The organism is Paenibacillus sp. FSL P2-0136 (assembly GCF_037975325.1).
Taxonomy (GTDB): domain Bacteria; phylum Bacillota; class Bacilli; order Paenibacillales; family Paenibacillaceae; genus Paenibacillus_AQ; species Paenibacillus_AQ silagei.
Genome location: NZ_CP150244.1, coordinates 7,607,349 through 7,619,902 on the forward strand (window position 1 = coordinate 7,607,349; position 12,554 = coordinate 7,619,902).

At 57.6% G+C, this 12,554-nt stretch carries 7 protein-coding genes; 4 read left to right on the plus strand and 3 right to left on the minus strand.

Annotated features, from left to right (window positions below):
• Window positions 1-258: 258 nt before the first annotated feature.
• Window positions 259-1,530, minus strand: coding sequence for a GTPase HflX (hflX, locus tag NYE26_RS32700; protein ID WP_339252967.1), 1,272 nt, complete (start codon window positions 1,528-1,530; stop codon window positions 259-261).
• Between the two features lie 573 nt (window positions 1,531-2,103).
• On the opposite strand from hflX, the gene NYE26_RS32705 reads away from it, so the two are divergent.
• Window positions 2,104-2,898: a hypothetical protein gene (locus NYE26_RS32705; RefSeq protein ID WP_339252969.1), complete on the plus strand. Its 795-nt coding sequence runs from the start codon at window positions 2,104-2,106 to the stop codon at window positions 2,896-2,898.
• Window positions 2,899-3,032: 134 nt separating this feature from the next.
• On the opposite strand, the gene NYE26_RS32710 is transcribed toward NYE26_RS32705, so the two are convergent.
• Window positions 3,033-6,080 carry a DEAD/DEAH box helicase gene (locus NYE26_RS32710; RefSeq protein ID WP_339252971.1) on the minus strand — a complete coding sequence of 1,016 codons (3,048 nt, stop codon included), beginning with the start codon at window positions 6,078-6,080 and terminating at the stop codon, window positions 3,033-3,035.
• On the minus strand, window positions 6,077-7,714 hold the full coding sequence (locus NYE26_RS32715; protein WP_076077344.1) for an SWIM zinc finger family protein: 1,638 nt from the start codon (window positions 7,712-7,714) through the stop codon (window positions 6,077-6,079). Before NYE26_RS32715 ends, NYE26_RS32710 begins: the two co-directional genes overlap by 4 nt.
• Before the next feature lie 200 nt (window positions 7,715-7,914).
• Between NYE26_RS32715 and NYE26_RS32720 the strand changes: the two genes are divergently transcribed.
• The 3 genes from NYE26_RS32720 to kdgT all read left to right on the plus strand — a co-directional run bounded on the left by NYE26_RS32720 (window position 7,915) and on the right by kdgT (window position 12,458).
• Window positions 7,915-10,218 (plus strand): helix-turn-helix domain-containing protein, encoded by a 2,304-nt coding sequence (locus tag NYE26_RS32720; protein ID WP_339252975.1) that lies wholly within the window; start codon window positions 7,915-7,917, stop codon window positions 10,216-10,218.
• A 241-nt stretch (window positions 10,219-10,459) separates the two neighbouring features.
• The gene (locus NYE26_RS32725; protein WP_339257693.1) at window positions 10,460-11,410 is read left to right on the plus strand and encodes a tripartite tricarboxylate transporter substrate binding protein; all 951 of its coding nucleotides are present in this window, start codon (window positions 10,460-10,462) and stop codon (window positions 11,408-11,410) included.
• A 43-nt stretch (window positions 11,411-11,453) separates the two neighbouring features.
• Window positions 11,454-12,458, plus strand: a complete 1,005-nt coding sequence (gene kdgT / locus NYE26_RS32730) for a 2-keto-3-deoxygluconate transporter (protein ID WP_036723670.1) — start codon at window positions 11,454-11,456, stop codon at window positions 12,456-12,458.
• Window positions 12,459-12,554 lie beyond the last annotated feature (96 nt).

Below are 12,554 nucleotides of genomic sequence, written 5' to 3' on the forward strand. Positions count from 1 at the left end.
CGGTCGGTGAGAGAGATTACTCAGAATGGGCAAGAGATAGGCGGAGCACCGCCTGGAAAGGAAGAAGCACTTCAGAACGAATGCGATAACCGGTTACAAGGTGTGGCCAAAAAGGCATATGACTGGAGGTATGTCGCCAGAAAGCGATGAGGCACCAGTATCGTTCACCCGCAGGGTAATTTGATCCTATAACCTCATGGACAACACAAGGAGCTGGCCCCGTAATGCGGGGACCAGCTCCTGTGACTTTCAGCGATTTTATTGTGGCAGCTCTACAAAATCATCTCTGAACCGCTCGTAATCGGCGGTCCGGCATTCCAGCTTCAGGCGTGTGCCCTGCTCTTCGTAGCTGACGGACTGCACATCGGCATGTTCGTTGAAATAGGAGACAATGCTGCCCCGGTCGAAGGGGACCAGGATCTCACACTGTACATAGTCGGTGAAGATGCGGCTGCGGATCAGAGTGACCAGCTCGGCGATCCCGCGGTTTTTCTTAGCAGACAGGGTTACAGAGTTCTCCTCCACCTCCGGGTAAGGGTCCTCCCTCAGATCAGCCTTGTTGTAGGCGTACAGGGTAGGGATTCCGTCAGCGCCCAGCGCCTTCAAGGTCTCATTCGTTACCGCCATATGCTGCTCATGCTGCGGATCGGCAATATCGACGACATGAATCAGCAGATCGGCTTCCGTTACCTCCTCCAGGGTCGAGCGGAACGCCTTCACCAGATGATGAGGCAGCTGGCTGACGAAGCCTACGGTGTCGGTTAACAGGAAGGTCTTGTGATCGGGCAGCACAATGCTGCGCACTGAGGTCTCAAGCGTCGCGAACAGCATATCCTTGGCGAGCACGCCTTTGCCCGAACCGGGATGATAGGTCTCCACCAGGGTGTTCATTAAGCTGGACTTGCCGGTGTTGGTGTAGCCGACCAGACAGACCACAGGCACCTCATTCTTATGCCGCTGCTTACGCTGGATCTGACGCCTTGCGACCTGCGTCTGCAGCTCTAACTGAAGCGCCGAGATCCGCTCTTCAATCCGTCTGCGGTCCAGCTCCAGCTTCGTTTCCCCAGCTCCCCGGTTCTTCAAGCCGGCCCCGCCGCCCTGTCTGCCGAGAGATTCGCGCAGGCCGCTCAGGCGGGGAAGCATATATTGCAGCTGTGCGACCTCTACCTGCAGCTGGGCTTCCTTGGTCTTCGCCCGTGAGGCGAAGATATTCAGAATCAGAATGGTCCGGTCAATAACCTGGCGGTCCAGGGCGGACTCCAGATTGCGGATCTGGGAGGGGGACAGCTCATCGTTGAAAATAACGATCGGTGCTTCATGCTGCTCCATCAGCAGCGCAAGCTCCTGGATTTTGCCGGTTCCGATGTAATGCGAGGGGTTCACCCGGCTGGATTTCTGGCTAAGCTCAGCCACGACCTCAATCTCGCAGGCGGCTGCCAGATTGCGCAGCTCCTCCATCGAATAAGCGAAGTTCGTGTCGTTCTGCAGCTGCATGCCGACGATAACGGCTTTCTGTAGTATGGGTTCCATATATAGATCAACCTCCATAGTGTAATTTGAGCATCAAAAAAGCACAGGCAGTCTGCCTGTGCTAACAGTAGTTGGAGGAACAACAGAATAAAGTCTGGTATAGCCCGCTGCGCGGGAGCAGCTATACGGCCATGCTTGCCATAGACACCATGAAGGTTCAAGCGGCAAGGGCGAGGGCCCCGGCAACTTCAAAAGATATAGAGCTAATCCTCCCGGTAAACACAGAATCTGGCGGAGCGGATACAGGCCTTATTGGGCACAGGGTACCGGTTCCGGGAATCAGTGTACGGGTTGCGGATTAACGGGTGTATGCTATGGGTTACGTGTTATGGACAGACTTATCCTGAGTCCTCTGCACAAGGCAGAGCTTTCGCGCTATGGGAAAATAATTAGCCGCGCAAAGTGCGAATCCGGATATAGTCTATCACACGCAACCCTCCGTTCTAAAAAAGTTACATTGATTTTAGCACAGTGTCTGTGAATTGACAACTGCCATGGTCTGTCAATCGACCAGAAACTTCCAATTATATCTGCATATCCTATTGAATACAGCTCTAACGGAGGGTGATAACTATGCCTATACTGACAACCAATATGTTAACAAAGAACCCTACCCCGGGAGCAGGACTCATCAATCAGGCAGTAGTGAAGGTAGTAAACAATGGGATGGCCCAGGGATCGGTCTATTTGACTGGTTACAACAACGATGTAAGTCCCTCCACGCTGTTCGCGCAGGAGTTGTTCGAGTCGAACTATCGGGAGGTTGTGACCAAAACGTATAATATTACGCAGAATTTTTTCCAATTCAATATCTCCTACTCCCAGGAGCAGGTACGGGTGCGGATCTTCCTTGTGGACAGCAGCGGGCTCTGGAGTCCTGTTACCCTGCAGCCCACGGCGCTTAGCCGGATTACCTCAGAGTTTCGTAACAATATCCCCGTAACGAGCAGCGACACCGCAGCCATCAGCTTCCGCAGAAGCACCACGATCGCCGTTCCTGAAGCAGTGGCTGCCGAGATCGTTCCAGACGGGCTGGAGATTCTGGCCTCTACCCCTATCCGCTATAAGGTGATAGCCGGGGGGACTGTGAATGGAGCTTTTGTGAATTACCCTACGCCGACTACGGCTATTCCAGTCACTGAAACAGCGCTGCTGGTGAACTATACCTGTACAACAGTCACCGGCGGACGGGTGCTGACTCAAGGCATCGGCTCCGGCATATCCGGAGCCTACCAGAATGTGGCGGTGAATCTGCTGAATCAGCGGCTCGCCTACGATCTTCAGCAAGTGCCGGTCACGCTGGTGGTCAGCTCGCTTGCCGGTGAGGACAATGTGGCGGCTACCTTCAGAATGTCCGAGCAATGGTGAAGGCCGAAGGGTGAAGGTCCAGTAATGCCACGCTGGCTGACAGGTAATAGACCGATGCCAGACTGATGCCAGACTGATGCCAGACCTGTAGCAGATAAAAGATAGCCGGAATAGGCGGTATCCACAGTGGCGGGTTATCCCACCCATTCCCGGCGCAGCGTGAACAGATCCTTCAGCGCGTCTGTGGACAGCTCGGTGATCCAGCCCTCGGAGCCGGAGATGACGTCGTCGCTGAGCTGCTGCTTGCTCTCCAGCATCTCGTCAATCTTCTCCTCCAGCGTGCCGAGCGAGATGAACTTATGCACCTGTACATCCCGGGTCTGGCCCATACGGTAGGCACGGTCAGTGGCCTGGTTCTCCACCGCCGGATTCCACCAGCGGTCGAAATGGAACACATGGTTGGCGGCCGTCAGGTTGAGGCCGACTCCGCCCGCTTTGAGTGAGAGGATGAATACATTCGGCTGATCGGACGGCTGCGCACCGGCAGCTGCATCTGCATCTGCAGTGGCTTCGCCCGCAGGCAGCGGGGGAGCCTGGAACCGCTCAATCATGCGGTCGCGCGTGCTCTTCGGCGTGCTGCCGTTCAGGTACAGCACCGGTTCCTGAAGCTCCTGCTGAAGTACGGCCTGGAGCATTTTACCCATGCCTACATACTGGGTGAAGATCAGGCAGCGCTCGTTCTCCTCGCGCAGCTCGCGCACCATCGCGAGCAGCCGTTCCAGCTTGGCGGAGCGTTCGATCAAGGAGGTGGTGTCCAGAGCGCTGCCGTCTTCCTGCTCAGGCAGTGCCTCCTTGGTTAGCAGCATCGGATGGTCACAGAGCTGCTTCAGGCTGGTCAAGGCGGCGAGAATGGCCCCCTTGCGTTCGATGCCCTCCAGCTTCTGCATCCGTTCAAGCAGGCTGTTCACGTTCTGATCGTAGAGTGCGGCCTGCTCGGCCGTCAGGTTAATGTAGGTCTTCATCTCATTTTTATCCGGGAGATCAAGCTGGATCGCCGGGTCCTTCTTCTTGCGGCGCAGCATGAACGGCTTGACCAGCCGCTGCAAATCAGCGGTCCGCTCGGCATTGCGCTCCTTCTCAATGGCATTTGCGAACCGGTCCTGGAACCCCTTCGGGCTGCCGAGATAACCCGGTGTGATGAAATCGTAGATCGACCACAGCTCGGACAGCCTGTTCTCAATCGGCGTACCAGTCAGGGCGATCCGGTGCAAGGCCGGGAAGCTGCGCACGGCGGCGGACTGCTTCGTTCCGGCGTTCTTGATATTCTGTGCTTCATCCAGGCATACGGTTGCCCAGGTGAACTGCTTCAGCAGCTCCTGGTCCAGTGCAGCGGTAGCGTAAGAGGTAAGCACAACATCCGCCTGCGAAGCCGCGCCATAGAAATATCCGGCATCCAGCCGCCGGCTTCCGTAATGAAGCATCACATTCAGGGAAGGCGCAAAGCGCTGCAGCTCCTTCTGCCAGTTGCCCAGCACGGAGGTCGGACAGATGATCAGCGAAGGCCAGCCGGCCGGCTCGGTCTGCCGCCGGGCCACGGGTGCGCCGGAAGCTGCGGCTTCCTCCTCCTGCTCCTTCAGATGGAGCAGGTAGGAGATCAGCTGCACCGTCTTGCCAAGCCCCATGTCATCGGCCAGGCAAGCGCCCAGCCCGAAGCGGCGGAGGAAGACCAGCCAGGCGAAGCCCTCATGCTGGTAGCTTCGAAGCTCGGCATGCAGACCGGCCGGCACCTCCGGCTTCGGCCACTGGCTACGCTGCCCGAGCTGTCCGATCAGCTTCAAGAGGTGCTCGTTCAGTTCGACCTCCAGCCGGACGCGGACCGCTTCTTCCTCGGCACGCTGCGCTTCCGCTTCCTCCGAATCGCCGTCTGCACCTTCGTTCAGCAGGTGCAGCTGCAACACATCCTGGAAGGACAAGCCACGCGACTTGTCCATCCCGGCCATGGCCCGCTGAATCTGCGCCAGCAGCGCAGGGTCCAGCGGAATCCACTTGCCGCGGAACTGGACGAGGCGTTCCCCGCGCGCTACGAGGTCGGCGAACTCCGCCTCGGTCAGGTCGGCGTCGCCGATGGAGATGCGCCAGTCGAAATCAACGAGCGCATCCAGGCCGAACAGCGACTGCCCGCGGCTGCCCTCAGCCGTGCCGGAGCTGATCTTCGCGCGCAGGCGCGGCTTCCTGCGGCTGGCGGCTTCCCACCACGCCGGCAGCAGCACCTGCCAGCCCGCCTCCAGCAGAGCGCGGCTGTCGGCCGTAAGGAACCGCCACGCGACCTCGTCGCCGAGCGGCTCTGCCAGCACATCGGCGCCGCGCCCGATGTGCTCCGGAAGGCTGTCACGCAGCCGTGACAGCCACCCGCCCGCGCGCTCGTGGACATGCGCTGTCCACGCTGCGGGCCAAGTGCCCTGCGGCTCGCCGTCCCCGGTGAGCCGCAGCGGCACAAGCGCGGACTCGTCGCGCTTGTCCTGGAGGAGCAGCTGGAGCCGCCAGTGCGGCAGCTCATCGTCAGGCTCAAGCAGCTGCAGCACCGGCCGGAACGGCGCGGTGTCTGCCTTCCAGCCGATGGACATCAGCCAGCTGTCCTCGTCCATACCGGCTGCGCTTCTCCCGCCTGCGCTGAACAGCAGCGGGAATTCACTGCGCAGATCACCGGCCTGCGCCTCGGTGCTGTAGTGCCGCTGGAAGACTGCCGCCGAGAAGGCGGCCTGCAGCCCTTCGGCGAACCCGCTGCGCTCCTGAAGACGATGCAGCGCGGCCGCATCGTCCCAGTCTGCCTCGGCGGCTTCCGCAAGCACTTGCTCCGTCCAGGCCCAGCGGAGCTGGCCTTCACGGTAGGCTGCGAAGCTCGGGGCATACTGACGGGCCTCCAGCATTCCGGCCAGCAACGGGGCCAGCCGGGTCAGCAGCTGGGCATCGCCCTGCCAGCTCCAGCCGACATGCCGGAGCAGCCGCAGGTCCGCAAAGAACGGCAGGACCTGCTCGGCAGGCAGCACCACCAGCTCGACCTCATCGGCCTTCGAGGTGCTGAGCTCCGTGCCGTAGAAGGATTCCTCGTGCCAGGCGAACAGCTTCTGCTTGAGCTGGACACCGGGCATATAATCATCCCGGTCATCCACACCATAGATCAGCGCATCGCCATACTGGGTAAGGGCGAGCTGGACGGTAATATTGCGCATCTTCATATTCATGGGATCAGTTTTCCTTTCCGCAGCTCCTCCTGTAGGGCGCGCAGGCGGCTGTGTCTATCTGTGAAGCCGTCCAGGAACACTTCCCAGCGTGCTTCGCGTTTCAGTTTTTTATACAGCTTGGCGAGCCGCTTCAGCAGCTTCACGGCCGCTTTGTAGCTGTGCCGGTTCTTCTCCAGCACGAAGCGCTCCACCGCCTGATGATAGAACGGCAGGAGCAGCTCCGGCGCATTCTTCTCAATCGGCTGCAGGTCGCTCACCCGGAAGTCGGAAGGCTGATGGCCGGAGGAGATCTGCATATCCATCCATTCCTGCCATTTGCCGTAGGCAAGTAGCTGGGCTTCATAGATCTCGCGGGACAGCGGCAGCATACCGGACAGCGTATCCCACATCTGCGGCTCCGCTTCGGGCAGGCGGCGCACCGCCTCATCCCAGTAGCCCGCATAATCCAGCAGATTGTACATTCGGCTGTTCAGCAGCGGGCCGAGCGCGGCCAGCCACAGGGCCAGGCGTCTCCACTGGCCGGCTTCGGCCAGCGGAGGCAGGAAGCTCATCAGCTCCTCCGGGTGCAGCCCGGGCCGTTCGGACGCTGTGTGCAGCTTCTCTATAGCCGCAGCATCCTCATGAAGCAGAGCGTACATCCGGCTCTCGGCCAGCAGCAGGGCGTGGCGGGGAGCAGCGGCGCTTAGCCCTTCTCCGGCTTGTTGCAGCTCCTTCAGCTCTTTGGTGTACAGCTCCGGTCCGCTTAGATTCGGGGTAATCCAGTTGATCCACAGCAGGCTGTAACAAGCAGAGAAATAAGGCTGTTCTCTGGCGCGGTCGCGGGCCTCCGTCAGCATCTCGCTCCGCAGATAGGCAATCGTATCGTAGACTCTCGGCCACTCCTCAGGGGCCTCTGCCAGCGGCAGCGCCCGCTGCATCAGGTCTGTAATATGCTTTTGCAGCTCGGAAATCGCAATAGAAGTGTAGTAGCCCACAGAATAACCAAGGGAGGAGAGGTTGGCCGAGAGCGGCTGTCCGCCAGGCCGGATCAGGCTCTCCAGCACACAGAGATGAGCATGGAGCTTGAACAGCATGGCGGCAGCGGGAGGCAGCTTGGGCTGGCCCCCTGTGATGGCGGCGAGCGCCCGGTCGGCATACTGCGGGTTGCGTACCGTATGGGCAAGCGGCTCCACCAGCAGCGCCATGTATTCACGCCACTGCTGCACCGTAGCCTCAGGAATCAGGGCGGCCAGCTTCTTCAGTTGTTCCCCGCGCCGTCCCGGAACAGCGGATGCCGGAGCAGAATGAAGCTTGGGCTGGTCAATCAGCGCCTTGGCGTTCGCGATGGAATGCACAGGCCGCTCCTGTTCCTCGGCGTATTGCATCAGCACAGCCGCCATATGCTTGCACATCCCGGATACAGGGCAATCGCAATGGCTCTCCTGCAGATCGTCCAGGTCAATGGAGACCGCATAATCCTCCCGCCCTTCGACCAGCGCCATGATTCTGTACGGCGTGACCATTCTGAAGGCCTGCACGCGCTGCTGCTTATAATATTGAAATCCCCGTTTCAGGGTCAGATCATCGAAAGAATGGGCAACCTCCGAGATGAGCTTATCCCACCCGGCAGCATCCATGATATAGTTTGACTGCATCGCTATCGTTCTCCTGTAGCAGATTGGGTGAATCCATCGTTCCATTATATCATTATTGTATAGCGTATCCCGGAAAAGTCTGAAATCCTGGCAGGTATGATATGCCCCATATTGAAAAATTAGGGGAACATGCTAATCTGAAATCTAAACCTATGAGCAACCGCTGGAAGGATGAAGCTTAAGCAATGCTGCGATTTAAAATGAAATACCTGCTGCACAACAAACAGAACCGTCTAATCCTGATGCTGACAGCCGGGGTATCCCTTCTGATTACTATGATTGGTCTATTCTCCTATAGAGAGTACCGTAATGCACTGGACACCGAGCTGAATACACCGAATATTGAACTGCTGCAGATTAATGTAGATGTTACGAACCGGGCCTTCCGGGAATCCGACAACAAGGCAGTGGATCTGTCCTTCCATCCCGCTGTACTGAGCTATATCGATGCGTCTGAGGCGGATAACCGAGGCAGAGCCGCAACGGCGCAGGAATACCTTAAGGCGCTGGCGACAGAGCCGGATGTACACGCGATCAGCGTGGTCAAATTCAAGGACCGGTCTGTGCTCTCCAGCCGCTACGGCTATGTTCCATCCTGGGGGGAGGCGCCTGAGCATGAGTGGGAGTCCTGGATCGGGGGAATGAAGGAGAAGCCGCTTTTGATCAAAAGAAGGCTGTATACCGGCCCCGGCTCCCGCCCCGGTGATACTGAGCTGTTATCGCTCGCCCGGCCGGTGGTGGTGAACGGCGAAGTGGCCGGTGCCGTGCTGATTGATCTGGATTACGATACGCTGTTCTCCAAAATGTACACCCATCTCTCCAGCTACCAGCTCGTCTATAACCTGGAAGGAGAGCTGATCTACCCCAAGCTGAATCTTCCGTTCCCGCAGGCGGAGCTGGGAAAGGTGCTGGAGGACATCGATGTCAGTCCCTTTGCCCATGTCACCATCGGAGGCCAAGCCTACATGGCGAATCAGACCTTCTCCAATGTGACCGGCTGGCGCCTGCTCTCGCTCGTACCCATGGAGCAGCTGCTCAAAAATGTGAAGATTGCGCGGAATATGATGCTGATGCTGTCACTGATCTCCATCGCCGTAGGTCTCGCTGCCATGTATTATTACAATTTTGCAGCCTTCCGGCCGCTCAAACGGATTAACAAGCTGCTGCTTCCTGAGCAGAAGGCAGCCGGGCAGGGCGGACTGTACGATCTGGAGCCGGTCATCGGCAAGCTGGTCGGTGATTTCCGCAGTAAATCGCTGGTGGCGGACTGGAGTCTCCCGGAGCTGCGCTCCAAATTCCTGCAGGACCTGATCACGCGGAGTATCGGCACACAGGAGACACAGACCCGGTTTGAGCACTACTTTACCGGCTGGAAGGAAGGTCCGTTCGAGCTGCTGGTCTTATCCATAGACCGGCATACCGAGTGGTCCGCGGGCTTTAAGGAAGAGGATCAAATGCTGCTCAAATACGCGATGATTAATATGGCCTATGAAATCTGCGAAGCTTCCTGGCGGACCGTGGTCGCTGCACCGCAGCAGGACAGTCTCGTCATCCTGTTACAGGCGGCAGGCGGAGAGGAGCAGGAGCTGTATGCAGATGCCCGGCGGCTGGCGGCTGCCATGCTCGATGTGCTGAAGATTCCGGTGTCCGTTGGCATCGGTGAACAAGCGGGCTCAATTACCCATATCGCCCAGTCCTACTTAGAGGCGCAGACTGCGCTCTCCTACCGGTTATATGAAGGGTATTCCCATGTACGGGTCTATTCCCGCGCAGAGAACAAATATGAAGAGAGCAGCGGGGCGGCAGATGAGCTATGGAAGCAGGAAATGCTGAACGCCCTGAGAGTATCCGATGCCGCCGCTGCACAGGATTGGATCCGCAGAGGGATTGCCGAGACCCGCAAGCGGGGAATTCAGCCGCAAAAAGTATTCCGCTCGCTAAGTGACCTGCTGGAGGAGATTCTGCATATGGCGGCTGCCGGGGGATACCCGGTGCCTGCGGAGCTGGCTGACTACACCTGGCATCAGGTGACAACGATGGAGCTTAATGAGATTGAGCAGATGCTGTGCAGCATAGCGGTTCAGCTATCGGACGCCTTCGGGGCGCACCGGCAATCGAAGGAGTTCCTGCTGGTTCAGAATCTTATAGAGTATATGAAGGAGAATCTGCAATTCAATATCGGGCTGTCTGATATCGCCTCCCATGTGAACATGGGGGTATCCTCGGTGAGCACCATCTTCAAGGAAGAGACCGGAACTACCGTCTATGACTATCTGACCAACTTGAGAATCAATAGAGCCTGCGAGCTGCTGCAGGACAGCAGTCTGAGAATTGCCGAGATTGCCCAGCAGGTGGGTTATCAGAATGAGAACAGCTTCATCCGGGTCTTCCGCAAGATTAAATCGACCACACCCGGCAAGTTCAGGGAGAGCAGCAAATCTTCCAAGGAGTATGCAGATCGGCCAAAACCGCGCCATTCCGGCGTTTCTGAGGATTCAGAATAAGATTATGCGATTGAAGGCATACCCCCGGTTGCGATAAAGTTCTATTTGAGAAAACTTTCACATCCTCCATGGCAGGCTGCTGATACTCAAATAAAACGGGGGTGAGGGCACGGGCGCAAGGCTAGGCATCAAGCATCTGCAGGCTGCCCGATTACTTCTATATTAGAGAAGAGGGATGGATTTGAAACGATCGACTCAAATAGGACTCTGTACAGCGGCAGTAGCAGCTCTGGTCCTGTTGATGCTTAGAATCGGGATTCCCGGGGGAGGCGGCCCGGGCCAGGAGACTGCCGGCACAGATTATCCCGGACGGCCAATCACACTGCTTGTGCCCTATGCCGCTGGCGGGGGAACGGACGCCACCGCGCGAGCACTCGCCACCGCGACAGAGAAGGTGCTGGGCCAGCCGGTAATTGTGGTTAACCGCACCGGGGGCGGTGGCTCCGTAGGACTTATGGAAGGCGCGAATGCCAAGGGAGACGGCTATACCGTGACTTTTTTGCCGGCCGAGCTGACCATTCTTCCGCATCTGGGATTATTGCCGATTACCTATGAGAGATTCAAACCGATCGCTCAGACGAATTTTGATCCTTCCGCCATCACCGTAAGACAGGACGCGCCATGGCAGGACGTCAATGAATTTCTCGACTTTGCGAAAGCGCATCCAGAGGAATTGAAAATGGGAAACGCAGGAACGGGGAGCATTTGGCACTTGGCCGCCGTAACGTTGGAGCGGGAGACCGGTGTGAAGTTCGCGCATATTCCCTTTGAAGGTGCAGGGCCGGCCGTCTCCGCCTTAATGGACGGATTCGTGGATGCGGTACCGGTCAGTCCCGCCGAGGTGAAGAAGTATGTGGATGAAGGGAAGCTGCGGATTCTGGCAGTCAATGCCGATAAGCGCTCAGATGCGCTGCCGGATGTGCCGACCATGGAAGAGCAGACCGGAATCCATGTGAACTTCACGGGAACATGGAGAGGGCTGGCGGTGCCGAAGGATACGCCGGATGCGATTGCGGAGGTATTGGCCGGGGCATTTATCAAAGGGACCGAAGACAGGGAATTCCGCGAATATATGAATTCGAACGGGCTGGGGCTGCTGGTGAAGGACGGCAAAGCCTTTGCGAAGCAGCTCAAGGAGAGCGATGATCTGTTCGCCGCCATGATTCCCGAGCTTGGACTAAGCCGCAAGTAGAACATACACACTCATCACGAGTAAGAAAGGGTAGGGTAATCATATGAAAATCAAAAAGACACTGGACCGGATTCCCGGCGGAATGATGCTCATTCCACTATTTCTGGGAGCGATCATTCACACTGCTTTTCCTGATGCGGGCGAATATTTCGGAGGGTTCACCAAAGGCCTGATGACCGGCACCGTGCCGATTCTGGCCGTGTGGTTCTTCTGTATGGGAGCCGCGATCGATGTCAGAGCTACCGGAACCGTATTGCGCAAATCCGGTACGCTGGTATTGACCAAGATCGCCGTAGCTTGGGTCGTAGCTATGATCGCGATCCAGTTCCTGCCTGAGGGCGGGGTGCAAACCGGCTTCTTCGCCGGACTGTCGGTCCTCGCCATCATCTCCGCTATGGATATGACCAACGGCGGGCTGTACGCTTCCATTATGCAGCAGTATGGGACCAAGGAAGAATCCGGTGCCTTCGTGCTGATGTCACTAGAATCCGGGCCGCTCGTAACCATGCTCATTCTGGGCAGCACCGGTGTGGCTGTATTTGAACCGCATCTCTTCGTTGGCGCTGTCCTGCCGTTCCTCGTCGGGTTCATCCTGGGGAACCTGGATCATGATCTGCGCGCCTACTTCGGCCGAGCTACTCAGACGCTCATTCCCTTCTTCGGCTTCGCTCTGGGAAGCTCTATCGATCTTGGCGTTATCGTTGACACTGGCCTGCTCGGTATTCTGCTTGGTATTGTCGTTATCATTATTACCGGTATCCCGCTGATTCTGGCTGACAAGTTCATTGGCCGCGGCAACGGAACTGCCGGACTCGCCGCTTCCAGTACCGCAGGTGCTGCGGTCGCCAACCCTATGCTGGTAGCGAACATGAAGCCCGAATTCCTGCCGGCCGCCCAGTCCGCTACAGCGCTGGTAGCCGCATCCGTGATCGTTACATCCATTCTCGTCCCGGTCATCACCGCCTATTATTCCGACTACATGAAGAAAAAGAACCCTCCGGCAGCAGAGGGACCTATAGATGCTAAGGCTCAGAAGGCAGCGGGTTAAACATCGGATAACAACGTAATTAATTCATGTTAAGTGCGATTAAGTTCTATGTTAATTAGAACCTCCGGACAGCGTTAGGGCTGTTCCGGGGGCTTT